Origin of the sequence: Mesorhizobium sp. B2-4-18, assembly GCF_006441385.1 — a bacterium.
GTDB classification, from domain to species: Bacteria; Pseudomonadota; Alphaproteobacteria; order Rhizobiales; family Rhizobiaceae; genus Mesorhizobium; species Mesorhizobium australicum.
In genome coordinates, this window is sequence record NZ_VFUW01000005.1 from 224,235 (window position 1) to 249,296 (window position 25,062).

22 protein-coding genes are annotated in these 25,062 nt (G+C 65.5%); 12 read left to right on the forward strand and 10 right to left on the reverse strand.

Annotated features, from left to right (window positions below; genetic code table 11):
• Nucleotides 1-32: 32 nt before the first annotated feature.
• Together FJ527_RS14365 and FJ527_RS14370 are read left to right on the forward strand one after the other, a co-directional pair.
• Nucleotides 33-731, forward strand: coding sequence for a GntR family transcriptional regulator (locus FJ527_RS14365; RefSeq protein WP_140823408.1), 699 nt, complete (start codon nt 33-35; stop codon nt 729-731).
• Between the two features lie 242 nt (nt 732-973).
• Complete coding sequence (locus tag FJ527_RS14370; protein WP_140617417.1) at nt 974-2,329, forward strand: glutamine synthetase family protein; 1,356 nt, start codon at nt 974-976, stop codon at nt 2,327-2,329.
• A gap of 5 nt (nt 2,330-2,334) precedes the next feature.
• Here FJ527_RS14370 and FJ527_RS14375 read toward each other — a convergent pair whose 3' ends face one another.
• Complete coding sequence (locus FJ527_RS14375; RefSeq protein WP_140661518.1) at nt 2,335-3,195, reverse strand: MurR/RpiR family transcriptional regulator; 861 nt, start codon at nt 3,193-3,195, stop codon at nt 2,335-2,337.
• Nucleotides 3,196-3,348: 153 nt separating this feature from the next.
• Between FJ527_RS14375 and murA the strand changes: the two genes are divergently transcribed.
• From murA to FJ527_RS14425, 9 genes are all read left to right on the forward strand, one after another.
• A complete protein-coding gene (gene murA, locus FJ527_RS14380; protein WP_140823409.1) occupies nt 3,349-4,605 on the forward strand; it encodes a UDP-N-acetylglucosamine 1-carboxyvinyltransferase in 1,257 nt (418 codons plus the stop codon).
• Nucleotides 4,602-5,483: an N-acetylglucosamine kinase gene (locus FJ527_RS14385; protein ID WP_140724570.1), complete on the forward strand. Its 882-nt coding sequence runs from the start codon at nt 4,602-4,604 to the stop codon at nt 5,481-5,483. Before murA ends, FJ527_RS14385 begins: the two co-directional genes overlap by 4 nt.
• A 169-nt stretch (nt 5,484-5,652) precedes the next feature.
• Entirely contained in the window at nt 5,653-6,576 is a 924-nt protein-coding gene (gene murQ, locus FJ527_RS14390; protein WP_140823410.1) for an N-acetylmuramic acid 6-phosphate etherase, read from the forward strand.
• A gap of 120 nt (nt 6,577-6,696) precedes the next feature.
• A complete protein-coding gene (locus tag FJ527_RS14395; RefSeq protein ID WP_140823411.1) occupies nt 6,697-8,208 on the forward strand; it encodes an ABC transporter substrate-binding protein in 1,512 nt (503 codons plus the stop codon).
• Between the two features lie 31 nt (nt 8,209-8,239).
• Complete coding sequence (locus FJ527_RS14400) at nt 8,240-9,199, forward strand: ABC transporter permease (protein ID WP_140823412.1); 960 nt, start codon at nt 8,240-8,242, stop codon at nt 9,197-9,199.
• Nucleotides 9,199-10,038 (forward strand): ABC transporter permease, encoded by an 840-nt coding sequence (locus tag FJ527_RS14405; RefSeq protein ID WP_140823413.1) that lies wholly within the window; start codon nt 9,199-9,201, stop codon nt 10,036-10,038. Before FJ527_RS14400 ends, FJ527_RS14405 begins: the two co-directional genes overlap by 1 nt.
• Complete coding sequence (locus FJ527_RS14410) at nt 10,035-11,783, forward strand: ABC transporter ATP-binding protein (RefSeq protein ID WP_140823414.1); 1,749 nt, start codon at nt 10,035-10,037, stop codon at nt 11,781-11,783. The genes FJ527_RS14405 and FJ527_RS14410 overlap by 4 nt, the downstream gene beginning before the upstream one ends.
• Before the next feature lie 250 nt (nt 11,784-12,033).
• Nucleotides 12,034-13,041 (forward strand): serine hydrolase, encoded by a 1,008-nt coding sequence (locus tag FJ527_RS14420; protein ID WP_140823415.1) that lies wholly within the window; start codon nt 12,034-12,036, stop codon nt 13,039-13,041.
• Entirely contained in the window at nt 13,041-14,156 is a 1,116-nt protein-coding gene (locus FJ527_RS14425) for an anhydro-N-acetylmuramic acid kinase (RefSeq protein ID WP_140724551.1), read from the forward strand. Before FJ527_RS14420 ends, FJ527_RS14425 begins: the two co-directional genes overlap by 1 nt.
• Here FJ527_RS14425 and FJ527_RS14430 read toward each other — a convergent pair whose 3' ends face one another.
• From FJ527_RS14430 to FJ527_RS14440, 3 genes are read right to left on the reverse strand one after another with little or no spacing between them, the layout of a single operon-like run.
• On the reverse strand, nt 14,157-14,582 hold the full coding sequence (locus FJ527_RS14430) for a GNAT family N-acetyltransferase (protein WP_015318986.1): 426 nt from the start codon (nt 14,580-14,582) through the stop codon (nt 14,157-14,159).
• A gap of 27 nt (nt 14,583-14,609) precedes the next feature.
• Nucleotides 14,610-15,965 carry a sigma-54 dependent transcriptional regulator gene (locus FJ527_RS14435; protein ID WP_140823416.1) on the reverse strand — a complete coding sequence of 452 codons (1,356 nt, stop codon included), beginning with the start codon at nt 15,963-15,965 and terminating at the stop codon, nt 14,610-14,612.
• Entirely contained in the window at nt 15,962-17,722 is a 1,761-nt protein-coding gene (locus tag FJ527_RS14440; protein WP_246677726.1) for a sensor histidine kinase, read from the reverse strand. The genes FJ527_RS14435 and FJ527_RS14440 overlap by 4 nt, the downstream gene beginning before the upstream one ends.
• Before the next feature lie 360 nt (nt 17,723-18,082).
• Here FJ527_RS14440 and FJ527_RS14445 point away from each other — a divergent pair, with 360 nt between their 5' ends.
• Entirely contained in the window at nt 18,083-19,411 is a 1,329-nt protein-coding gene (locus FJ527_RS14445) for a dicarboxylate/amino acid:cation symporter (protein ID WP_140823418.1), read from the forward strand.
• Between the two features lie 174 nt (nt 19,412-19,585).
• On the opposite strand, the gene FJ527_RS14450 is transcribed toward FJ527_RS14445, so the two are convergent.
• Genes FJ527_RS14450 through FJ527_RS14475 form a run of 6 tightly spaced genes read right to left on the reverse strand, consistent with a single transcriptional unit; the run spans nt 19,586 to nt 24,877 of the window.
• A complete protein-coding gene (locus FJ527_RS14450; RefSeq protein ID WP_140823419.1) occupies nt 19,586-20,608 on the reverse strand; it encodes an ROK family protein in 1,023 nt (340 codons plus the stop codon).
• Nucleotides 20,608-21,330, reverse strand: coding sequence for a ribulose-phosphate 3-epimerase (locus FJ527_RS14455; RefSeq protein ID WP_140823420.1), 723 nt, complete (start codon nt 21,328-21,330; stop codon nt 20,608-20,610). Before FJ527_RS14455 ends, FJ527_RS14450 begins: the two co-directional genes overlap by 1 nt.
• Entirely contained in the window at nt 21,327-22,157 is an 831-nt protein-coding gene (locus tag FJ527_RS14460) for an alpha/beta hydrolase (RefSeq protein ID WP_140823421.1), read from the reverse strand. Before FJ527_RS14460 ends, FJ527_RS14455 begins: the two co-directional genes overlap by 4 nt.
• Nucleotides 22,157-22,975, reverse strand: coding sequence for a sugar phosphate isomerase/epimerase (locus tag FJ527_RS14465; RefSeq protein ID WP_140823422.1), 819 nt, complete (start codon nt 22,973-22,975; stop codon nt 22,157-22,159). The genes FJ527_RS14460 and FJ527_RS14465 overlap by 1 nt, the downstream gene beginning before the upstream one ends.
• Nucleotides 22,975-24,051 carry a Gfo/Idh/MocA family oxidoreductase gene (locus FJ527_RS14470; protein WP_140823423.1) on the reverse strand — a complete coding sequence of 359 codons (1,077 nt, stop codon included), beginning with the start codon at nt 24,049-24,051 and terminating at the stop codon, nt 22,975-22,977. Before FJ527_RS14470 ends, FJ527_RS14465 begins: the two co-directional genes overlap by 1 nt.
• 4 nt (nt 24,052-24,055) lie before the next feature.
• On the reverse strand, nt 24,056-24,877 hold the full coding sequence (locus FJ527_RS14475; RefSeq protein ID WP_015318995.1) for a sugar phosphate isomerase/epimerase: 822 nt from the start codon (nt 24,875-24,877) through the stop codon (nt 24,056-24,058).
• Nucleotides 24,878-25,062: the final 185 nt, after the last annotated feature.

Sequence of the window (25,062 nt, forward strand, 5' to 3'; positions counted from 1 at the left end):
ATTTTCAGAACGGATGAAGGTGCGCCCCGCCAATGGCCGGCAGAACACATTTCGGTTTGACCGCCGTCGACACCGTGCCCCTGCACGAGAAGGTCTATCTGGAGCTTGTGCGAGCCCTGATGTCGGGCCAATTCCTGCCCGGCCAGAAGCTGACCTCGCGCAAGCTCGCCAGGGAACTCGGTACCAGCGACATGCCGGTGCGCAGTGCCTTCATGCGGCTGCAGGCATTGCGTGCACTGAGCCCGATGCCGAATGGCAGCGTCGAGGTGCCGGTGATCTCGGCCGAGCGGTTCTCGCAATTGACCGCCGTGCGCACACTGCTCGAAGGCCCGGCGACCGAGCTTGCGACGATACTGATCAACGGCAACAATCTGCGGGCGATCCGACGCCATTGCACGGAACTGACCCTGACGGCCCGCAAAGGCGATATCGGCGACTATCTCAGGAAGAACCACGATTTTAAGTTCTCGATCTATCGCCATTGCGGCAACGAGCAGATGATCTTCCTGATCGAGACGGTGTGGATGCAGGTCGGCCCGTTTCTCAGAAACCTCGCCGTGGGATTCGAGGACGACCTCTCCTCCATCCTGGATATCGACTATCACGAGGAAGTCGTTGCCGCGATCGAGGCGCAGGACGGTGCGCGAGCGCGGGCGGCCATCGTTCGCGACATCGACGAAGGTGCTGCCCACATCCTGCGGCAGGTCAGGTTCCCGGAAGCGAGGAGCTAAACCGGTGTCTCCTGCACTCCAGATGCCACTTGGCTTTCCCTTGCCTTGTCGCTATGTTGCGATCGCAGATCGCGCAATTGGTTCCTGAAATGCCTCCCGACATACCGGCTAATGACTTGAAAAGATGAAGGAAACTTTTCCGACCGATGTCGGAGATGCCTTCATGAACTCATCAGCTGCTTTGTCGTGAGAATAGGGTGCTCGCCTCAGATGCGACACCGCAGGGAACCAGAGGTTTGAAATTGAGCGATGCAATTGCGGACGTTTTGAACTGGCTTGAAAGCCGAAGCGACATCCAGAGTCTGAGGGCCGCGGTGTGCGACCTCAACGGCATCATGCGGGGAAAACGCATCCCCGTCGAGCAGGCCCGCAAGGCGCTGGAGGGCAAGCTGCGCATGCCTTACTCGCTGATCGGGCTCGACGTCTGGGGCGAGGACATCGAAGGCAACAGCCTGGTCTTCTCGACCGGCGATGCCGATGGCCTTTGCCAATGGACGGGTCGCGGCATTCTGCCGGTGGAATGGACGGCGCATCCGACGGCGCTCGTCCCGCTCTGGCTCGCCGATGAGAGCGGAGCGCCCTATCTCGGCGACCCCCGGCGGGCACTGGCTCGTATCCTCGATCGCTACAAGGCGCTCGGCCTGACGCCGGTCGCGGCGACCGAACTGGAATTCTACCTGGTCGATCCGCAATCGCAGCGGCCGGTCGGACCGGTCTCACCGGTCACCGGGCGGCGTCTCGATTCCGACGCGGCGCTGTCGATCGACGAGATCGACGATTTCGAAGCCTTCATCCACGACATCTATGAAGCCTGCCGGGCGCAAGGCATTCCCGTCGATACGGCGATCGCCGAAAATGGTGTCGGCCAGTTCGAGATCAACCTGAACCATGTCGCCGACGCCTTGCGGGCGGCCGACGATGCGGTGTTGTTCAAGCGCACGGTGAAGGGCATTGCCCGCAAGCACGGCTTTGCCGCCTGCTTCATGGCCAAGCCCTATGGCGACCGCGCCGGCAACGGCTTCCATGTCCATTTCAGCCTGGTCGATGCCGATGGGCGCAACGTGTTCGACGACGGCACCGACCAGGGGTCCGACACCATGCGACACGCGGTCGGCGGGCTGCTGGCGGCGATGGCCGAAAGCACGCTGGTGTTCGCGCCGCACTTCAATTCCTACCGCAGGCTGCGCCCGAGATCCTACGCGCCGACCGCGGTCGCCTGGGGTTACGAGAACCGCATGGTCGCGATCCGCATCCCCGGCGGCCCGACCGGCGCGCGCCGCATCGAACATCGCGTCTCGGGAGCCGACGCCAACCCCTATCTCGTGCTTGCCGCCATACTGGGCGCCGCGCTGATCGGCATCGAGAAGCAGATGTCGCCAGGCGACCCGGCGGGGAATGACGGGCAAGGCGTTGCCCCGGCCAAATTGCCGCCGGACTGGGCGTCGGCGATCGCAACCTTTGAAGGCGGGACGCATGTGGCGGAGATCTTCCCGGCGATCCTGCGCGACTCCTTCGTCGCCTGCAAACGCCAGGAATTGAATACGTTTGCCCTCAACGTCAGCGATTTCGAGATCGAGACCTATCTCGAAAGCGTCTGAGGCCTTTACGACGAGCGCTCGGCCTTCAGCACCGTGACCGCCGCCTCGCTGTTGTGAACGTAGTCGTTGGCGTCGGGCTGCTTCTGTACCAGCAGGATGAACAGAAGGTCGGTCAGCGTCAGCTGCGCGTCGCGCGCGGTGATGGAGGAAGAGCGCGCGCGTTCCTCGTCGGCGAGGGTGTAGAGGCGGATGTCGGCGACGCGGCTCAGCGGATTGTCGTGCAGGCCGGTGACGGCGATCACCGTCGTGCCACGCTTGCTGGCAAGCTCCGCGATACGCAAGGTTTCGATGCTGGCGCCGGAATAGGACAGCGCGAACAGCACATCGTCAGGCCCGAGCGTCGAGGCGTTGGCCATCTGGATGTGGCTGTCGCTGTCATGCAGCACATTGCGGCCGAGCTTCATCAGCTTGTATGAAAAATCGCGCGCCACCAGCGAGGAGGCGCCGACGCCGACCAGATGGATGCGCCGCGCGCCATCAAGCAGGTCCAGCGTCCTGGAGAGGATGCGCTCGCTGTTGGCGGCGACGGTCTGCTGCATCGACAGCAGCTTGCTGCCGATCAGCTTCTTCAGGATGACCGGAAAAGTATCACCCACCTCGATCGAGCCATGGATGACGCCGGCCGGCACCTGCCAATCCTGCGCCTTGGCCTCGCTGACGGCGAGCTTGAGCTCCTGGTAGCTGGCATAGCCGAGCTTCTGGCTGAACTTGACGACGCTAGACTGGCTGCGGCCGATCTCGGCCGCAAGTGCCGCCGTCGACAGCCGCAGCATCTGGTCGGGATTGTCGATGATATAACGGCCGATCTCGCGATCGCCGGGCGCCATGCCGTCGAGCTCGGCACTGATCCTGCTTAAGACGGACACGGAAATCCCTCGCTCTTCACTGCAAAGACGAGGAATAAATTATTCCAATTTTGATTGACAGCCAAGAACGCAGAATTAATTCTCGGCTCAACCCGGGGTCATCGCTCGGGATTCCCGGGTAGGTCACCGGATGTGGCCGTCAAGGTTTCAGCCATGGACAGATTGCGGATCGTCGGCGGACGGAGACTGGAAGGCGCGGTCACCATATCGGGCGCCAAGAATGCCGCTTTGCCGCAGATCGCGGCCGCTCTTCTCAGCCCCTACCCGCTGGAACTGACCAACCTGCCCGATGTGACCGACGTCGAAAACATGCTCGGCGTGGTGCGACTTCACGGCGCCGAAATCACCCGGTCCGCCCATGCCGCCACAATCGACACAAGTACCGCCGTTTCCAAGGAGACCTCCTACGACACGGTACGAAAAATGCGGGCGACGGTGCTCGTCCTGGCGCCGTTGCTGGCGCGGTTCGGCCATGCCCGGGTTTCGCTGCCGGGCGGCTGCGCGATCGGCGCGCGGCCGGTCGACATGCATGTCGCCGCACTCGCCGCGCTTGGCGCCAGGATCGCCGTCGAGAACGGCCTGATCGTCGCCTCGGCCCCGAACGGGCTGACCGGCACGCGCATCGTGCTCCCCTCGCCATCGGTCGGCGCGACGGAAACCGCCATGATGGCGGCAACCGCGGCCAAGGGCGAAACCGAGATCCTGAACGCGGCGCGCGAGCCGGAAGTGGCCGATCTCGCCGCCTGCCTCGTTGCCATGGGCGCGCGCATCGAAGGCGCCGGCACGCACCGCATCCTGATCGCGGGCGACACCAGCTGGCACGCCGCCAGGCACGACATCATCCCCGATCGCATCGAGGCCGGCACCTATGCCATCGCGGCCGCCATTACCGGCGGCCAGCTCGAACTGACGCACGCCCGGCTCGAGCACATGGCCTCGGTGGTGCAATTGCTGGAGGCGACCGGCGTCAGCGTCTGGCCAGGCGATCGCGGTCTGATCGTGTCGCGCGACCGCCCGCTCAAGGCCGCGGATCTGACGACGGAACCCTATCCGGGCTTTCCGACCGACCTGCAGGCGCAGTTCATGGCGCTGATGTGCTGTGCCCAGGGTGCGTCGCTGCTGCGCGAAACCATTTTCGAGAACCGCTTCATGCATGTGCCCGAACTGATGCGGCTCGGCGCCAACATCAAGCTGCAAGGCACCATGGCGCTGGTGCGCGGCGGCGAGAAATTGCACGGCGCGCAAGTGATGGCCACCGATCTGCGGGCTTCGGTGTCGCTGGTGCTGGCGGCGCTGGTCTGTGAAGGCGAGACGACAATCAACCGCGTCTATCACCTCGACCGCGGCTACGAGCAACTGGACCGCAAGCTGCGCCTGTGCGGCGCCGGCATCGAGCGGCTGGGCGCATGAATACCGAAGCGGATTATTTTCTCGGCGTCGATGGCGGCGGCACCGGTTGCCGCGCCCGTCTCGAGGACGCGCAAGGCACGGTGCTGGGACAGGGCCTGTCGGGGCCGGCGACGACGCGGCTCGGCATCGAGGCAGCCTGGGCCTCCATCGCCAAAGCTTTCGGCGCGGCGATCGAGGAAGCAGGTTTCGCGCCAGCCGAAACCGCCAAGATCCATGCCGGCATCGGCCTTGCCGGCATCGGCCGCAAAGGCGCGCTTGAGGCGTTGCGGGCAATCGCGCATCCCTTTGCCAGCATCGACTTCGTCAGCGACGGCATCGGTGCCTGCCTTGGCGCGCATTCCGGCCAGGACGGCGCCATCGTCATCGCCGGGACCGGCTCGATCGGCCTCGGCTTCGTCGAGGGCCGCGACCTGCGCGCCGGCGGCTACGGGTTTCCGATCTCCGACGAGGGCAGCGGCGCCGACCTTGGACTGAAAGCCGTGCAACTGGCATTGCGCGCCCATGACGGCCGCCACGAGCGCACGGCGCTGCTGGCGGAGGTCATGCAGCGCTTCGCGGGCGACCCGATGGAGGCTGTCGCCTGGATGGACCGCGCCAGCGCCACGGACTATGCCGCGCTTGCACCCATGGTGATGCGCCATGCCGACCAGGGCGATCCCGTGGGGCGCCGCATCGTGCAAGGTGCCGCCGAACAGATCGACACGCTGGTGCGGGTGCTGTTCGAAAAAGGCGCGCTGCGCGTGACGTTGCTGGGCGGCCTCGCCAGCCCGCTCGAACCCTGGCTTTCTCCCGATGTGCGCCGCCGCCTGAAGCCCGCCGACGGCGACGCCGTATCCGGCGCGATCATTCTTGCCAAGCGTTCGGTTTGCAAGGGATAGCCAATTTGGGCAGGAATAGAATATTCCAAATCTCCGTTGACGATACGAATATCAAATTCTAGAAAGTTAACAAAGAAAAACTGCGATGACGGACCCCAAGGTCCGTCCGCACTGGCTGCCCGTCGAGTCATGCCGGGCGTCGTGCGGCAGAATTTTTGAAAGCGCTGGGATGACCGAGCAAGGATTGATGTCTGAGCTGGATCGCTTGGTTTCCGAGGGTCGGAACCCAAGGACCGTCGACATCGATCTGCTGCCGACCCTCGACGTGCTGCGCAGGATCAATGACGAGGACAAGATCGTCCCAGCGGCCGTCGAAAAGGTGCTGCCCGAGATTGCCGGCGCGGTGGACCGGATCGTGCTTGCCTTCCAGAGGGGCGCGCGCCTCATCTACATGGGCGCCGGCACCAGCGGCCGGCTTGGCGTGCTCGACGCTTCGGAATGCCCGCCGACATTCGGCGTGCCCGAAGGCATGGTGGTCGGCCTGATTGCCGGCGGGTCCGACGCGCTGGTGCGCTCGCTCGAAGGCGCCGAGGACGACCCGAAGATGGGCGCCAAGGCCTTGCAGGGGATCGGACTCACACCCGACGACGTGGTGGTCGGCATCGCGGTCAGCGGACGCACGCCCTATGTCATCGGCGGGCTGACCCATGCCAGGCAGATCGGCGCAACGACGGTCGCCCTCTCCTGCAATCCGGCATCGGCCATTGCCGGTATCGCCGACATCGCGATCTCGCCGGTCGTCGGCCCCGAAGTGCTCACCGGCTCGACGCGGCTGAAATCGGGAACCGCGCAGAAGCTGGTGCTCAACATGCTGACCACGGCCTCGATGATCCGGATCGGCAAGAGCTACCAGAATCTGATGGTCGACCTGAACCCATCGAACAGGAAGCTGGTGGCCCGGGCGATCAGGATGGTCATGCAGACGACCGGCTGTACCGCGCCGCAGGCGCGGCAGGCGCTCGACCGGACCGGCAAGGACGTCAAGTTGGCGATCCTGGTGACCATCACCGGCCTCGACGTGGACGCGGCGCGGGCCGCTTTGTCCAGGGCCGGAGGGTTCCTGCGAAAGGCGATCGGCGACGAAGCAACCTGAAGCCACTTTAGACAAGACGGCGTCAAGCCGCATAGACTGGGCCGACACTCCATAGCATGTGTGCCTTGGAAGCGGTCCTCGGAAACTGCAAGGCATCGAGTTCAATAATGGGAGACGAGAATGGTTCATCTTACAAGAAGGCTGCTTTCGGGCATCACCCTTGCCACGATGCTCGGCATCGGGACGGTTTCGGCGCAGGCGGCGACACTGCACATGGCCTGGTCCCAGGACGCCACCGGGCTTGATCCGCACAAGCAGACGGCCTTTTCCTCGCTGCGGCTTTTGGAGCTGATCTATGAGCCGCTGGTGCGCGTCGACGCCAGTCTGCGGATCATCCCCGCCATCGCCTCCTCCTGGGAGTTTTCGAAGGACGGCAAGGGGCTGACCTTCAAGCTCGATCCCAAGGCGAAATTCCAGGACGGCACCGCCGTGACATCCGCCGACGTCAAGGCGTCGTTCGAGCGCATTCTCGACGAGAAGACCGGTGCCGCTGCCCGCGCCAACTTCCTGTCGATCGCCAGCATCGACACGCCGGATGCGGCGACCGTCGTGTTCCACCTGTCGCAGGCCGACGCACCTATCCTGACGGCGATGAGCGACGTCAACGCGGCCATCGTTCCGGCGACCGAGATCAAGGCCGGCTCGATCGGCACCAGGACGGTCGGTTCGGGCCCGTTCAAGCTCGACAAGTGGGATCCCAACGCCAAGGAAGTCTTGAGCGCCAACAAGAACTGGGCCGGCGGCGCGACCGGCGTCGACGGCATCGAGATCAGTGTGCTGCCCGACGAGGCGGCGATCCTCGCCGCCATGCGCACCAAGCAGATCGATTTCGCCTTGCTCAACGATCCGCTCGTCGCCACGCTGGTGCCGAAGGAAGCCAACTTGCAATTGAACCGCGTGCCGGTGCTGGCCTACAACGTGCTGCAGCTCAACCCGTCGCGGAAGCCGATGACCGAGCTCAAGGTGCGCCAGGCGATCTCCTGCGCCATCGACCGGCAGGAGGTGCTGGACACCGCCGCGCTGGGCGAAGGCAAGGTCACCGGACCGCTGACCATCCCGGCGCTGGCCACCGATCCCAGCCAGTTGTTCTGCTACAAGCGCGATGTCGAAAAGGCCAAGAAGCTGATGGCCGAGGCCGGCTTTGCCGACGGCTTTTCGGCGACCGTGATCGGCGCCACGGGCGAGCCGCCGACGGCAGCGGCCGAAGCCCAGGTCATCCAGTCGCAGCTCGCCGAAATCGGCGTCAAACTCGATATCAAGATGATGGAGCTCAACGTCTATGTCGACGCCTGGCTGAAGGGCGATTTCGACATGGCGATCGCGCTCAATGGCGGCCGGGCCGACCCCTATACCATGTACAACCGCTACTGGACCAAATCAGGCAATCTGCAAAAGGTGGCGAACTACATCGACGACACGCTCGACAGCCTGATGCAGCAGGGCCGCGCAGAGACCGATCCGGCCAAACGCAAAGCGATCTTCGCCGAATTCGAGAAGCACCTCGCCGAAATGTCGCCGTGGATCTGGCTCTACACCTCCTATAGCTATACGGCGCAACAGAAGAACATATCCGGGTTCGTGCCGACGCCGACCGGCACGCTGTTCAGCCTGAGCAAGGTGACGATCCAGTAGCTTCGGCAACGGGACGAGAGGTCTTCCTGGCGTGAACTATCTCCTGCGACGGCTGGCGACGTTTCCTCTCGTCCTGCTTGGCGTGTCCATCCTGGTCTTCGTCGCGATCCGGATGGTGCCTGGCGATTCGATCACGGCGATGCTGGGAACCGAGGCCGGCCTGCTGACGCCGGCGCAGCGCGATGCGCTCGCCGCCTATTTCGGCATCGACCAGCCCTGGTTCGTCCAGTACTGGCGCTGGATCGGCGGCATCCTGCACGGCAATTTCGGCATATCCGTCACCTATGGCAGGCCGGTTCTCGACGTCATCCTCGAGCGCTTTCCGCTGACCTTGGAGCTGGCGCTCCTCTCTATGATCATCGCGCTCCTGGTCGGCATGCCGGCTGGCATCTATGCCGCCACCCACAGCGAGAAGCCGTCGGACCTCGGTGTGCGCGTCGTCGCCATGATCGGCCAGTCGACGCCGAGCTTCGTGCTTGGCTTGTTGATCATCTACACGCTGTCGGCGGGCTTCGGCGTGCTGCCGGCGATGGGCGAATTCGTGCCGCTCTGGCAGAATCCCTTGCGCAATCTCAGCCAGTTGACCCTGCCCGCCATCACGCTGGGCTTTGCCTTCGCGGCGTCGGTCACCCGCATTGCGCGATCGGCAATGCTCGACGTGTTGAGCGACGATTACGTGCGCACTGCACGCAGCAAGGGCGCTTCGGCGCGCAGCGTCATCTGGCGGCACGCTTTGCCCAATGCACTGATCCCGGTGGTGACGCTGAGCGGCATAGAATTCGGCTACCTCCTGGGCGGCGCCGTCATCGTCGAGCAGATCTACGCCCTGCCCGGTCTCGGACGCATGGTGCTCGACGCCATCCTGCAGCGCGATTACGCGCTGGTGCAGGGCAGCGTGCTGTTCATCGCCTTCAACTTCATGATCGTCAATCTCCTGGTCGACCTCGCCTATGTCGCGCTCGATCCGCGCATCCGGCTGGGGGAACAGTGATGCGCATCCTGCGTGCCATCTTCGGCCATGGCAGCGGCCGCATCGGCGGCGTCATCGTGAGCGTCTATCTGCTGCTTGCCATCCTCGGCCTGCTCGGGCTGACGCCGCACAATCCGATCACGCAGTACCGTATCGACCGGCTGCATGCGCCCAGCGCCGCCTACTGGATGGGCACCGATCTGTTCGGCCGCGACGTCGCCAGCCGCTTGATGGCGGGCATCGGCCAATCCTTTACGGTCGCCTTCTTCTCGGTGGCCTTCGCGGCGCTTGCCGGAACGATCCTGGGGTTGGCCGCCGCCTGGCTCGGGCGCCGCTGGGACGGCGTCGTGATGCGGATCATGGACGTGCTGCTGGCCTTCCCGGCGATCCTCCTGGCGCTGCTCATCGTCACCGTCGCCGGACCCGGCACCTGGACCAGCGTGGTCGCCATCGGCATCGTCTACACGCCGATCTTCACCCGTGTGGTGCGCGGCCCCGCGCTGTCGCTCAAGACACGCGAATTCGTCGATGCCGCGCGCACCTTCGGCAGCAGCTCAAGCTACATCGTCACGCGCCACCTGCTCCTCAACCTGGTGGCGCCGCTGACCGTGCAGGTGACGCTGGCGCTGGCCTGGGCGCTGCTGACCGAAGCCGGCCTGAGCTTTCTCGGCCTCGGCACGCAGCCGCCGGCCGCGTCGCTCGGACTGATGCTGAGCGACAGCCGCAACCTGATGGAGACGGCACCCTGGCTGATGATCTTCCCGGGCCTGGCGATCATGATCAGCATTCTCGGCTTCAACCTTCTGGGCGACGCCTTGCGCGACATACTCGACCCGAGGATGCGGAGCGCGTTCGCATGACCCCGCTCTTGTCAGTCTCGGACCTGCGCGTCGGCTTCGGCCGCGCCCCCCGGGCCAATGAGGTGGTGCGCGGCGTCAGTTTCGATATCGCCGATGGCGAGACGCTGGCCATTGTCGGCGAAAGCGGCTCGGGCAAGTCGGTGACGGCGCTGTCGATCAACCGGCTCGTCGATTTCGGTGGCGGCCGCATCACTGGCGGCTCGATGAAGCTCAAGCGGGCCAATGGGACCATCTTCGAGTTGACGACCGCGACCGAACCGCAACTGACCGGCATTCGCGGCGCCGAGATCGGCATGATTTTTCAGGAACCGATGACCTCGCTCAACCCGGTGCTGACCATCGGCACCCAGATCGAGGAATCGTTCCGCCTGCATCGCGGCCTGACCGGCCGGCAGGCTACTGCGGCAGCCAGGGACGCACTCGACCGCGTGCGCATTCCCGATGCCGCAAGGCGGCTGAAATACACGCCCAACCAGCTGTCCGGCGGCATGCTGCAGCGGGTGATGATCGCCATTGCACTGGCCTGCAACCCGCGCCTGCTGATCGCCGACGAGCCGACGACGGCGCTCGACGTTACCGTGCAGGCACAGATCATGGCGCTGCTTGCCGAGCTGAAGCGCGAAAGCGGCATGTCCGTCATCTTCATCACCCACGATATCGGCCTGGTTGCCGGCATCGCCGACAAGGTGATGGTGATGCAGAACGGGCAGGCCGTCGAACAGGGTGAGCTCAACCGGATCCTCGACAGCCCCCAGCATCCCTACACCCAGCATCTGCTGCACGCCGTGCCGCATTTCGCCAGCGGTCGCGCGACGCGCTCGGATGGGCAACGCGACAACGGCGCGAGCGCCGAACCGGCCTTGAAGGTCGATGGCCTCGTGGTTCGGTTTCCCCTCAAGAGCAGTTTCTTCAGCCGCGCCACCGGCGCGGTGCATGCCGTCGACGGCGTCGATTTCGACCTGATGCACGGCGAGACGCTGGCCATCGTCGGCGAGAGCGGTTCGGGCAAATCCACTGCCGCCAAGGCGGTGCTGGGGCTTGTGCGGCCGGCGCGCGGCAGCTTCTCGGTCGGCGCCCAAGTGGCCTCGCCGAGGCGCAGCGCCAAGCCCATGCAGATGGTGTTCCAGAACCCTTATGCCTCTCTCAATCCAAGGCTGACGATCGAGAGCATTCTGGCGGAACCCGTGATCGCCACCGGCGGCCGGGTGGATGCCGAAACGCGGGCCAGAATGGCGCGCCTGCTGGAACGCGTCGGCCTGCCCAAGAACAGCCTCGAGCGCTATCCGCATGAGTTCTCCGGTGGCCAGCGGCAAAGGCTGTGCATCGCCCGCGCGCTGATGCTCAACCCGTCCGTCGTGGTCCTCGATGAAGCAGTGTCGGCGCTCGATGTGTCGGTGCAGGCCAAGGTGCTGGAGCTGCTGGTCGACCTGCAGCGTGAGTTTGGGCTGGCCTATCTGTTCATCTCGCATGACATGGCGGTGGTCGAGCGGATCGCGCACCGCATCGCGGTCATCTATGCCGGCCAGATCGTCGAGATCGGCGACGCTCAATCCGTGCTGTCGAAGCCGAGACATTCCTATACGAAGAAGCTCATATCAGCCGTTCCGGCCGTCGACCGTCGGCGCGAGCATTTCGAGATCGACACGCGCCAGGTGCCCTCGCTGGTGCGCCCGCCAGGGTTCGAGCCGGCGCCGGCGAAATGGGAGCGGTTTGGCGGGGATCACATGGCGAGGGTGGAGGTGTGATGGACGGTGCACTGGGATATGCAAGGTCGGCGGGACAGCACCCCCCTCTGGCCTGCCGGCCATCTCCCCCGCAAGGGGGGAGATTAGCAGCTTCGGCATCCCGCCCCTTCCTGCGACGTCGGCGATTGGCGAAAGCCGCTATTACGGCCAATCTCCCCCCTTGCGGGGGAGATGTCCGGCAGGACAGAGGGGGGTGCGAAGGATCGCCGACTTTTCCGTTTGACGACATGCCCACGTGCGGTGGCCGGCATTGAGCCCCCTTGCCCAGCTCTTCGATCGCGCGTTCCAACCGCTCGCAGCGGCAGTGGCGGCCAAGCGCATTCCCGGCGGCGTGCTCGGCCTCGTCGGTGGAAATGGCGAGCGCATCACCAGAGCGATCGGCTCCGCGCAGCTTGTGCCTAAGGTCAGGCCGATGACTGTTGAGACCTGGTTCGACCTAGCGTCGCTGACCAAGGTGATCTTTACCACGCCGCGTATCCTGGCGCTGGCGCAGGACGGCATCATCGATCTCGACGCGTCGCTGATTTCCCTGCTTCCCGACCTTCGCCAGTATGACGCGAACGCATGGGAGCGGAAGGTGACTTTTCGCCAGTGCCTGGGCCACCAGACGCCCTTCCCGGCCGTCGAGCCGATCTACACCTATGGGCGCGACCCCGAACTGCTGCGCGCCTTCGTCCTGCAGCGCGAATGGCGGGCGCGCGACCCTGTCTATTCCGACATCAACTTCATCCTACTCGGCTTTGCGATGGAGCGGCTGTCGGGCAAGAGCATCCGCGCCGTGGAACCCGGCCCGGGCTTTGCCTGGTTCGCGGAACCCGATGCCGCCGCGGCGACCGAGGACTGCACCTGGCGCCATCGCGTGCTGTCCGGCGAGGTCCACGACGACAATTGCTCGGCGCTGCAGGGCGCCGGCCATGCCGGTCTGTTCGGCACGGCCGCTTCGGTGCTCGATTTCGCCTGGGGATTGCTGGACGGAACCGGCGCATCCGAACGGTTGATCGCGCTGATGCGCGAGCCCCTGTCGGCCACCCGCACCCATGGCTGGGAGCGCCCTTACCAAGGCTGGTCCGGCGGTGCGCTGTGCGGTCCGGGAACGATCGGCCACACCGGCTTCACCGGCACAGGATTGTGGATCGACTTCGACAAGGGCAAGGCGTGGACCTTGCTTACCAACCGGATCCATCCGACACGTCATTTCGACAGCGGCATCGTTCAGCTTCGGCAAGCGGTCGGCGACCTCATCAATGGAGCTCAATGATGGAACCAATCTGGGCCGTCGGCCTGATGACCGGCACGGTGCTTGACGGCAACATCGATGTCGCCCTGATCAAGACCGATGGCGAGCGGATAGACGATTTCGGCACTTACCGGCTGATGCCCTATCCCGCGTCGATCCGGTCGCTGCTGGAAGAGACGCTGGCGGCGGCGCGGGCCTGGAATTTCACCGGGCCGGAACCTGCGATTTTTCGCAAGGCCGAAGAGGCGCTGACGCGCGCGCAGTCGGCGGCGGTGAAGGAACTCGTGGAAGGTTACGGCATGACGATGGCCGAGATCGGGGTCGTCGGCTTTCACGGCCAGACCGTGCTGCATCGCGCGCCGCAGGTCGGACGGCTCGGCCAGACCCGGCAGCTCGGCGACGGCGAGCTCATGCATGCCATCCTCGGCACCAAGGTCGCCTACGATTTCCGCTCGGCCGACATGCGCGCCGGCGGACAAGGCGCGCCTTTGGCCGCTGCCTATCACACCGCGCTGATGCGCGGCGCCGGCGCCAGTGGCGAGGTGGCGGTGCTCAATCTCGGCGGCGTCGCCAACATCACCTGGTGGGACGGCGCCGACAATGTCATCGCCTTCGACACCGGCCCCGCCAACGCGCCGCTCAATGACTTCATCAAATCGAAGGGGCTCGGCGAAATGGACCGCGACGGCGCGCTTGGCGGCGCGGGAAAGGTGGACGAAGCCCGGCTCGCCAAGCTGTTGCAGCATCCCTATCTGACCAAGGCCTATCCGAAATCACTCGACCGTTTCGATTTCGGCGCGGCCATGGCCGACAGCCTGAGCGCCGAGGATGGCGCGGCCCTGCTCACCGCCTTCACCGCGTCCGCTGTCGGCAAGGCGCTCGACCTTCTGCCCAGCCGGCCGAAGAAGCTGGTGGTCAGCGGTGGAGGTCGCCACAACCCGACAATGATGGCGATGCTCGCCAGCCGCGCCGGGGTCGAGGTCGTACTGGCCGAAAGCCTCGGCTGGAGCGGCGACGCGGTGGAGGCGGAGTGTTTTGCCTTCCTCGCGGTTCGCGTGCTGCGCGGCCTGCCGATCAGTTTCCCGAGCACGACGGGCGCGCCGCGGCCGATGCGCGGCGGAAAGCTGGCTGGCTGATCAGTCGACCAGTTTCTTCCGCAGGAAGATGCGGCTGCGGCCGACCGGGAAATCGGCCAGCGTCCCGAAAGGCTGGTAGCCTTGCCTCTGATAGACCTTGGCGGCGTTGGGATTGAATGTGTCGATCCAGGCGTTTTGGCAGCCGCGCGCCACGGCTTCGCGTTCGGCCGCGTCGAGCATCCGGCCTGCCATGTGCTGGCCGCGCAGCCTTTCGTCGACCCACAGCCACTGCACATAGAGCCAGCCCCAGGCGGTGTAGCCTGAAATGCCGGCGACGATCGCCCCGATCTCGTCGCGCACGAACACCGCCAGCGCCTTCTTTTCGGACGCGCCGACATCGCCGTCGTTGAACGCCGTCAGCCGTTCACTGAGAAAGGCGAGTTCTTCCGGCAGGGGATCGGCGGTCGTTTCAAGTGTCGTGTTCATGGCTTTCGCGATACTCGCTTGGAAAGATCAAGAGGGACGGAAATCAGATGCGGTGATGCCATAGCGCTTGAGCTTGTCGTAGAACGTCTTGCGCGGCACGCCGAGCGCGTCGATGGCGCCGCGCACGTCGCCGCCATGGTCGCGCAGCGCGTCGCGGATGAGCTGCGCCTCGTAATGCCCGACCCGCTCCGGCAGTGCGGCGGCGGGCGCTGGCAATCGTGCGGGCGAGAACCTGGTTTCGTCATCGGGACCAAGACCGAGCGCGACGCGATCGGCGAAATGGGCGAGTTCGCGCACATTGCCCGGCCAGTCGTGCGACTGGAGATGATGGCTCACGGCGGCGTTCACCTTGGCGACAGGCCGGCCAAACCGTTTCGCCGCCTTGCCAAGGAAGTGGCCGAACAGCATCTCGATATCGCCGCGCCGCTCGCGCAGCGGCGGAATGCGCAGCGTCACCACGTTGAGGCGGAAATAGAGATCCTCGCGAAAATCGCCGCGCTGGTCCTGCCGGCTGAGATCGACCTTGGTCGCCGCGACGACCCGGAGATCGAGGCGCCTTGTTTCGTTCGAGCCGAGCGGGGTGAGGCTGCGCGTCTCCAGCACCCGCAACAGCTTGACCTGCAGGGCCGGCGGCATGGATTCGATCTCGTCGAGGAACAGCGTGCCGCCGCTGGAATGCTCTATGCTGCCGATCCGCCGTCGCTGCGCCCCGGTAAACGCGCCGGCCTCGTGCCCGAACAGCTCGCTTTCGATGACGGTCTCGGGCAGAGCGCCGCAGTTCAGTGCCACGAACGGCTTTGCACGCCGCCGGCCCCACCGGTGCAGGAGGTCGGCCACCACTTCCTTGCCGGTTCCGGTCTCGCCTTCCACCAGCACGTCGACGTCCATGTCGGCGATCTGGCGCAAGGTCTCGCGCAACCGCCTTATGGCCGGCGCCTCGCCGATCAACGGCATGCCGTCCGCGGCAAGTGCGGCGGCTTCGCGGAGCCGCCGGTTTTCCATCACCAGCCGCCGCTTCTCCGATGCACGTTTCAGCGCCTCCACCAGACGCTCCCCCGCATAGGGTTTCGGGATGAAATCATAGACCCCATCCTTGAGCGCGGCGACCGCAAGATCGACATCGCCATGCCCGGTGACCAGGATCACCGGCAAGTCGGGATCAACAGCCTTGACGCGGTCGAAGAGTTGCAGCCCATTCATGCCGGGCATGCGGATGTCGCTGACGACCACACCCTCGAAGTCCCTGTCGACGACACCAAGCGCTGCCTCGGCAGCGTCGAGCCCGATCACCGTGAAGCCGGCAAGTTCGAGCAGTTGCGTGGTGGCATGCAGCAGATCCGCATCGTCGTCGACGAGCGCGACCAGCCCTGATCCCTGCGTCATTCGATCCGCCTCAAGTCGATGGTGAAGGATGCGCCGCTGGCGGTGCCGGGGTCGAGCCGCAGCGTGCCGCCCAATTCCTGGGCGATCTCCTGCGAGATCACCAGGCCGAGGCCAAGCCCCTTCTCCTTGGTGGTCTGGAACGGCATGAACAGATTGGCGGCGGCGTCCTGATCGAGGCCGGGGCCATTGTCGCGCACCGAAATCAGCACGCGGTCGCCGCGTTCGGCGAGGTCGATCTCAATGCGGGGATCAGGCCGGTCCTTCATGGCGTCCAGCGCGTTCTGCAACAGGTTCACGAGGATCTGCTCCAGCCGGATGCGGCTTGCCATCACCAATGGCGATGCGGTGCCGCCCGGCTTGACGATGGTGACGCCGGAATCGCGGATGCGGCCGGACAGCAGCGACAGCGCGCCCTCGATCGCCTCGCGTACCGGCAAGGGCGAGGCAGCGACGCCAGGCCGTCGCGCAAAGGTGCGCAGCGTGCTGGTGATCGCGCCGATGCGCTCGGTCATCGAGACGATCGAGGTCAGGTTGCCGCTTGCCGGTTCGGTCTTGCCGGCCTCGAGAAAGCGGCGGGCATTCTCGGCATAGGTGCGGATGGCGGCGACCGGCTGATTGATCTCATGCGCCACACCGGCGGCGATCTGGCCGAGGATGGAGAGCCGGTTGGCCTGGGCAAGATCGTCGCGCAGCCGGCGGACCTTGGCCTCGGCGTTTTCGCGCTCGGCGATTTCGCCGGCAAGGGCCGTGTTCGATCGCGTCAGTTCGGCGGTCCGGCAACTGACCCGGCTTTCGAGTTCGGCATTCATGCGCGCCAGCGCCTCCTGCCGCAGCCGGCGTGTGCGCCGGCGCCGGGTGAACACATAGGCAAGCAGCCCCATCAGCAGCAGCCCGAGCAGTGTCGTCAGGCGCGCCGTGTTGGCGGCGGCGGTCAAGGCGGCATCGGCGGGCGTCAGCAGCCACAGGCGCCAGCCGGGGACGGCACCGGGCAAGTCCTGCACCACCTCGACGAACCGGCGCGATTTTCCGGCTTCTTCGATCGTCGCCAGGCCGTCACCGGCGCCACGCCGTATCGGCAGCGGCTCGAAGGCGGCGTCGACCAGTTGAAGCTGGTCATGCGCTGCGGCGGCATCCGCGGCGGAGAGCGGCGCCAGCGCATGGAACCGCCAGTCGGGCTGGCTGGTGGCCAGAACGACGCCGCGCTCGTCGGTGACGAAAACGAGAAAGCCGCTCGCCCGCCAATTGGCTTCGACACCGCCGAGTTCGACCTTCAGAACCGCGACGCCAAGCGGTTTGCCACCGTCGTCGACACGGCCGGCAAGGTAGAGTCCCGGCTTGCCGCTGATCGTGCCGAGGCCATACTGGCTGGCCGCGCCCTTGGCCATCGCATCGGTGAAATAGTGGCGAAAATTATAATCGATACCGACAAAGCTGTCCGGCTGGCCGGCATTGCTGGCCGATATCGCCATGCCCGCCGTGTCGATGACATAGATGGCGGACGCCGACGCATCGCCGGCTATGGCCTTCAGCTTGGCGTCGAGCGCTGTTTCCTCGACTTTCCCGGCGCGGCGCAGCGCATCACGCACCGCATCGTCGCGCGCCAGCACCAGCGGCACGAGACGTTGCTTTTCGATTTCGCCGGTCAGGGTTCCGGCCGCCAGCGGCAAGGCGGCCAATGCCCCGTCGCGCAGGTCATCGGCGGCCTGACCCTCGGCGATGCGCCCGGCGGTTGCAACCGCGCCGGCAAGCACAGCCAGCGCTATTGCCGCAAACAGCCAACGGCCGCGCAGGCGCGCTACCGCTTCGCGCAGCAGGTCGCGGCCGGTAAACCCCGGGGATCCGCTATCGATGCGCTGTTGTGGCGTCGGCCCTCTCCCTTTGCTCCCCGGCTTTGCCCCAGTCTAATGCGAAATTCCGCCCTGGCAAACAAGGCTTGTGCGGAAATCCGCACAACCCTCTGTCAAAGGCAAGGCAGAAACGGCTGAATCCAGGGATTCCGGTCTATCCGGCATCTGGCACAGCGCTTGCAAAAGTCCTTGCAGCGGCGGGCGACCGGAACGCCGCGATGGGAGAAGTCACGCAGGGCGGGGTCCGTCCATCCGGCCAGGGAGAGTTCGATGCATATCGCAGACCAATCCGCCGCGCCCGCCGCGCAGCGCAAGCCCCTCTATGCCCAGCTCTACGTGCAGGTGCTGGTGGCGATCACCGTGGGCATCCTGCTCGGCCACTATTATCCGTCGATCGGCGAGAGCATGAAGCCATTGGGCGACGCCTTCATCAAGCTGGTCAAGATGATCATCGCTCCGGTCATCTTCCTGACGGTGGCAACCGGCATCGCCGGCATGAGCGACCTGCAAAAGGTCGGACGCGTCGCCGGCAAGGCGATGCTGTACTTCCTCACCTTCTCGACACTGGCGCTGATCATCGGCCTGATCGTGGCCAATGTCGTGCAACCGGGCGCCGGCTTCAACATCGACCCGGCGACGCTCGACGCCTCGACGGTCAACACTTACGCCGCCAAGGCACATGACCAGTCGGTTACCGGCTTCCTGATGAACATCATCCCGACGACGATCGTCGGCGCCTTCGCAGACGGCGACATCCTGCAGGTGCTGTTCTTCTCGGTGCTGTTCGGCATCGCGCTGGCGCTGGTCGGCGACAAGGGCACGCCGGTGCTCAATTTCCTGCAAGCGCTGATGGCGCCGATGTTCAAGCTGGTCAGCGTGCTGATGAAGGCAGCCCCGATCGGCGCGTTCGGTGCGATGGCCTTCACCATCGGCAAATACGGCATCGGCTCGGTCATCAACCTCGCCATGCTGGTCGGAACCTTCTACGCGACCTCGTTCCTGTTCGTGTTCGTCGTGCTCGGTGCCGTCTGCCGCTACAACGGCTTCTCGATCCTGTCGCTGATCCGCTACATCAAGGAAGAGCTGCTGCTGGTGCTCGGCACCTCGTCGTCGGAAGCGGCCCTGCCCTCGCTGATGGAGAAGATGGAGAAGGCCGGCGCCAAGCGCTCGGTGGTCGGACTGGTCATCCCGACCGGCTATTCCTTCAATCTCGACGGCACCAACATCTACATGACGCTTGCCGCCCTGTTCATTGCCCAAGCGACGAACATCCATCTGTCGATATCAGACCAGATCCTGCTTTTGCTGGTGGCGATGCTGTCGTCCAAGGGTGCCGCCGGCATCACCGGGGCAGGCTTCATCACCCTGGCCGCCACGCTTTCGGTGGTTCCCTCGGTGCCGGTCGCCGGCATGGCGCTGATCCTCGGCGTCGACCGCTTCATGTCGGAATGCCGGGCGCTGACCAACTTCGTCGGCAATGCGGTGGCGACGCTGGTCGTGGCGCGCTGGGAAGGCGAACTCGACGAGGCCAAGCTGGCGAGAGCGCTGGCTGGGACCGCCGACGACAGCCTGCCGGCGGACATCGTTCCCGCCGAGTGATCCACGGTTTCATACGACGGATAATGGCCGCAAGCACGCCGCTTGCGGCCATGGTCATGTGTCATCGCTATCAGACGGCTTTGCGCAGCGGTGGCACGGCCTTGCCACCCCCCGCGAAGGGGTCGCAGCGCGACGGACCGGCTTGCGGCGAGACAGGGCCGCGCAAGCTTGAGCTCAGCCGTTGAAGTCCTTCCGCGTGTCCGGATATGTGCTTGGGCCGACCGGCATGGGAGCCGCCAACGTGCCCAAATCATCGGACAGGACGAGGCTCGCCGCGCCGACCAGCCCGGCGTGGCGGCCGAGCTGGGCCTGGACGACCGGCACGTCGCGATAGGCGCGCATGGCGCGCTGGCGGATGGTCGCCTCGATGACGGGCGCCATCAGGTCGAGGCCATTGGCGATGCCGCCGCCAACGACCAGCACGTCGGGCGAATAGAGGTGCAAAAGGTTGGTGAAGCCGACGCCCAGCCAGCGCGCCTCCTCCTCGAGCAGAGCCAGAGCGAGGTCGTCCTGCAGCCGCGCGGCCTCGACCACGTGACGACCCATGACCTCGGCGTTGGCCGAGAGGCGGCGCAGCGTCGAACCGTCCAAAGGAGACGTTGCGGCATTGGCGCGGCGGCCGAGCGCGGTTCCCGAAGCGATGGCCTCGAAGCAGCCGACGACGCCGCACACGCAGCGCTCGCCTTCGCTGGTGATGGTCATGTGGCCGATCTCGGCGGCAAGGCCGCGACGGCCGTGCAGGATGCGTCCGTCGGCGACGACGCCGCCGCCGATGCCGGTCGAGACGGTGACGAAAACCAGCGAGCGCGCACCGTGGCCGGCGCCGAAGCGCCATTCGCCGAGCGCTGCCGCATTGGCGTCGTTCTCCAGCCGCACCGGCAGGCCGAGCCGCCGCTCGAGGATGTCGGCCAGCGGCACGTCCTGCCAGCCCGCCAGCGTCGGCGGTCCGACGGCGATGCCGGCCAGCGGATCGAGCGGCCCCGGTGCGCCGACGCCGACGCCGAGGATCGACAGCCCCGGCGCTTCGGCATGGACGGTCACGGCTAGCGCCTCGATCTGGGCGATCACCACGTCGGGGCCGGCCTGCGCCTGCGTCGGCACAGCCGCGAAGGCCAGGATCTTGCCGTCACGGTCGACCAGGGCGGCACGAAGCTCGGTGCCGCCAAGATCGATCGCGAGGGCGACTTCAATGCTCATCAGGCCGCGACCTTCAGACCATGCAGCCAGCCGATGCGGCCGGCGAGATCCTTGTCGCCGAAAGCGAGCGAACCGAGCACCACGGTCTCGGCGCCGGCGGCGCGCAGCAGCGGCACGGTTTCGTGGCGGATGCCGCCATCGGCGGCGAGCACCACGGCCGACTCACGACCAGCGTTCCTCAGGATGGCGCGGGCTTCGCCCAGCCTGTCACAGGCCTTCTCCGACAGGCCCTGGCCCTTGACGCCGATCGCGGTTCCAAGAAGCGTGACGAACGCCACTTCGGAGACGAAAGGCTTCATCGCCTCTACAGGGGTCTCCAGCCTCAGCACGACGCCGGCCTCGGCGCCGAGTTCATGCGCCAGCCGCACCGCGCGCAGACCCGCCTCGCCGTTCTCGGCATGGACGCTGATCATGTCGGCGCCGGCCTCGATGAACTGGCGCGTCTGTTCCTCGACGATTGCTTGGTCGACCATCAGATGGACGTGGACGGGCCTGGCCGTCAGTTTGGCGATACGGGCGACGAGATCGGGGAAGAACAGGAAGGACGGCGCGAAATGGCCGTCCGCGACGTCGATGTGGTGCATATCGACATAGGGTTCGATGCGCTGCAAGTCGCTCTCGAAATTGGCGAGATTGGCCGACCACGATGAGAATTCGGCGATCAGACGGTCGCGCGGCAGTGCGGCGATGGCGGCCGGGCCTGACAAAGGTTTCGAGATCATGATTGGTCCTGGTTGTTGAAATTTCTATCGAGAAAGCCGCCGATGGCGGCGCGGATTTCGGTGAAGTGGCGATCCTTGTCGAGGGCTTTCGGCGTCACCTCGGTGAAGGCGGCGCCGGGGATGGTCTCAGCCAGTTCGCGGGCGGTCGCCAGGGGATGGACGAGGTCTATGCCGCTGCCGACGACGAGCGTCGGGACTGCGAGGCCGGTCGCCATCGCCCGCGTCACGCCAGGCCCGTCATTGGCGATCGCTTGCATCACCTCGGCAAAGACAACCGCGTTTTCGCGGGCGAAGAAACCGAGCAGCGAGGCGAGATTGTCCGGCGCCTCGCTGCGAAAGCGGGCCGCCGTTGCCGAAGCCGCGAAGATGTCGCGCGCCTCTTCCAGCGGGTGGTCGCGGATGAGTTCCGCCACTTCGACGTAAGGGCGCATGTTTTGCGGGGCCGCGTCGAAGGTCCAGGCCGGGCGCACCAGCACCAGGCCGAGGATACGGTCGGGGTGGCGGCTTGCCAGGTTCAGCGCGATCGCCGCCCCCATCGAGATGCCACCGGCAACGAAGCGCTCGATGCCAGCTGCATCGGCAGCGGCCAGCACATCGTCGGCGAACATCCCGATCGAAAACGGACGCTTGCCGCCGGCACCTGAGCCGCCCTGCGCGCGGCATTCCACCGTCAGCCGGCGGCGCGACGGACTGTCGGGAAAGTTCAGCGCCACCTGCGCGGCATCGCCGCCGAGGCCATGCTGGAAGACGATGGGAAGCCCCTGCCCCGTGTCGAAGACGTGGAGCGCAGCGTCGTCGCGCAGCATGATCGTCGGCGCGGCACCCATCAGAGCAGCCCCCGCAGGATGGTTGCGACGCCAGGAGCCTCGTCGGCGGACAAGCCGTGGGTGACGAGCGCGCCATCGAAACCCACCCCCTTCAGCCGCGCGACGAAATCCGGGAAGTCGACGACACCCTGGCCTGATGTGGCGAAGCGGCCGTCGGCAAAACGATCCTTGGCGTGCGCCATGGCGATGTGGCCAGCGGCCTCATCGATCGCGGCGGCGACGATGGCTCTCGCTTCATCGGGCTTTGCATGCTCGAACAGGTTGGCGGGGTCGAGCACGATCTTCAGATGCTTCGAACCCATCTCGGCGATCAGCCGGGTCGCATCCATGGCCGAGGTGACGATGTTGGTCTGCTCGGGCTCAATGCCGAGATCGACGCCGGCCTCCTCGGCCAGCGCCAGTGCCTTCGCCATTTCGACGGCCATGTCGAACCAGGCCGACGGATCGGCATTGTCGGGATGGTATGCCCATTGGTCGGCTGCGTTGCGCGAGCCGGTGCAGAGCGTCACCAGTGGGATGTCGAGCTTGGCTGCAGTGTCGATGACCACCGCCAGGCGCCTCAGCCCGTCGTCGCGCGCAGCCTTGTCGGGATGCGCCATGTTGTAGGTGCCCGACAACGCGGCCAGCGAAACGCCTGACGATCGCGCGGCGGCACCAATGGCGGCGACGGCATTCGCCGGCACGGCATCCGGCATCGACGGCAGGCCGGCGCAGGCGAGATTGAACTGCGTCGTCTCGTAGCCGGCCTGCTTCACGGCAGCCAGCACGGTGGCCGGGTCGGTGCCCGCAAATGTCTTGGCGAAGATGCCGAGGCGCATCAGACCGCACCCGAAACCGAGGCAAGCTCGATCCGCTCGCCAGTCTCCACAGAGCGCGCAATTGCCACCATGGCGCGGATCGACGCAATGCCGTCCCCGACATTGGCGCCGCGCATCGGCGCGCCGGTGAGCACGGTGTCGGCAAGGCCCTCGAGCTGGCGACGGAAGAAGTGGCCGTCGGCACCAAGCGGTTTTCGCGAGGTCGCGTCCTTCTCATGGAAGATGTCGACCTCGCTGGCGCGGAAATACCAAGGATTGAAGGTTTTGGCGATGACGGAACCGTTCTCGCCATAGAGCTGAAACCCTTCGTGCCAGTCCATGCGCACGGCGACGGTGAGGTCGAGATGGCCGAGCGCGCCGCTGGCGAATTCGGTTTCGACGAACCAGCAATAGGCGCCGAAGCGCTCGTTGAGGCGGGCGCGCACGGCAACGATGTCGCCACAGAGGAAGCGGGCGGTGTCAACCAGATGCGATCCGTGCGCCAGCATGAAATATCGCCTGAGATCAGCCTTGGGATTTCCGCCGGGCTTTTTTGCGAGCTTGCTGGTGACTGGCAGCGGCTGCACGGCGTCGGTGTTGGTGTAGCGGTGGGTGGAATCGCAATACCAGGCCTTCAGTGCCAGCACCTCGCCCATCTCGTCGCGAACGAAGTCGCGGGCGGCCTCCAGCGCCGGATCGAAGCGCTTCATGTGGCCGACCTGCAGCACCTTGCCGGAGCGCTTGACCGCCTCTGCCAAGGCCTCGCCTTCCTCGACCGAGGTACCGATCGGCTTTTCGCAGAGAACATGCTTGCCGGCATCGAGCGCCTTGATCGACATTGGCACGTGATAGGCATCCGACGTGGCGACGATGACTGCTTCGAGCTCGGGATCTGCGAGCATGGCGTCATAGTCGGCATACATCTTCTTTGGTTCATAGGTGGCGCCCATGCGGGCGAGCAAATCGGGTGCCGCATCGCAGATGGCGTAGAGGTCGGCATTGCTGGCCTTGACGCAGGATTCCAGATGCGCGAACTGGGCGATCGGGCCGCAGCCGAGCACACCGACCCTGAGGCGTCTGTCCTGTTTCTTGATCATCGTCTCAGGCCCCGTAGCCGCGCATCGTCCGGCGGTTGGTCTTGACCGCGCCGGCCGGATCGGCGGCGGCGGTGTCGGATTCTTCTTCCAGCACCAGCCAGCCGTTGAAGTTCGGCGCGGTACCGGCGATCTCGATGACTTTAGGCGTGTCGCATACGCCTTGGCCCAGCATCGCCCAGGTGCCGTCGGCATCGACGTCCTTGAGGTGGATGTAGCGGATGCGGTCGCGGTAGGTGGTGAGCGTGTCGGCCATGTCCCTGTGGCCGCGCAGGATGTGACCGGTATCCGGCACCCAGCCGACCAGATCGGGGTCGAGCAAGGCAAAAATCGCGTCGTAATCGGCGCGGTCGAACAGCAGCGTGTTGTGGTGCGAACTCGGATGCACCGCCACCTGGACACCCGCCTTGCGGCCGAGTTCGCCGGCCTTGTTGTAAACCTCGGCCGCGACAGCGAATTTGTCGTGGCGTGGCCCGTCGGAGACGACGGTGGCCGAGCCCATCGACACGAGCGCATCGGGAAAGTTTGCCACGAAATCGATCCAGCGCCTGGCGGTTTCGAGATCGGTGCCGATCCCGTTCTTGAGCGTGAAGCCGCTCCTGGAGCCGAAGGCGAAGGAAATGAGCGCCAGACCGGACGACTTCAGCGCGGCGGCGAACTCGGTGGGTTTGCCGGCATAGTGGCCGATCATGGTGTCGGTGATCTCGATGCCGGCATAGCCACCATCGGCGATCGCCTTCAACAGATCGTCGGGGCCGCCGGTGAACCGGTCTCCCAGCATTTCCCAGGTGAAGGTCTGGCAGCCGACTTTGAGGTCTTTCACGTTCATCCTTTCATTCCTTGATCCCGCCCATTCCTTGATGCCGCCCTGCGTCAGCCCTTCGATGATGGAAGAACGGCACGAGTGCAATCAGCGGAACGGTGACGACGGCGGAGGCGCGGCGATATCGCCCGCCAGCAGACAGGGTCCAATCATCCATTGCAACACACGGACCCTGCTCCGTCAGTCTCCTT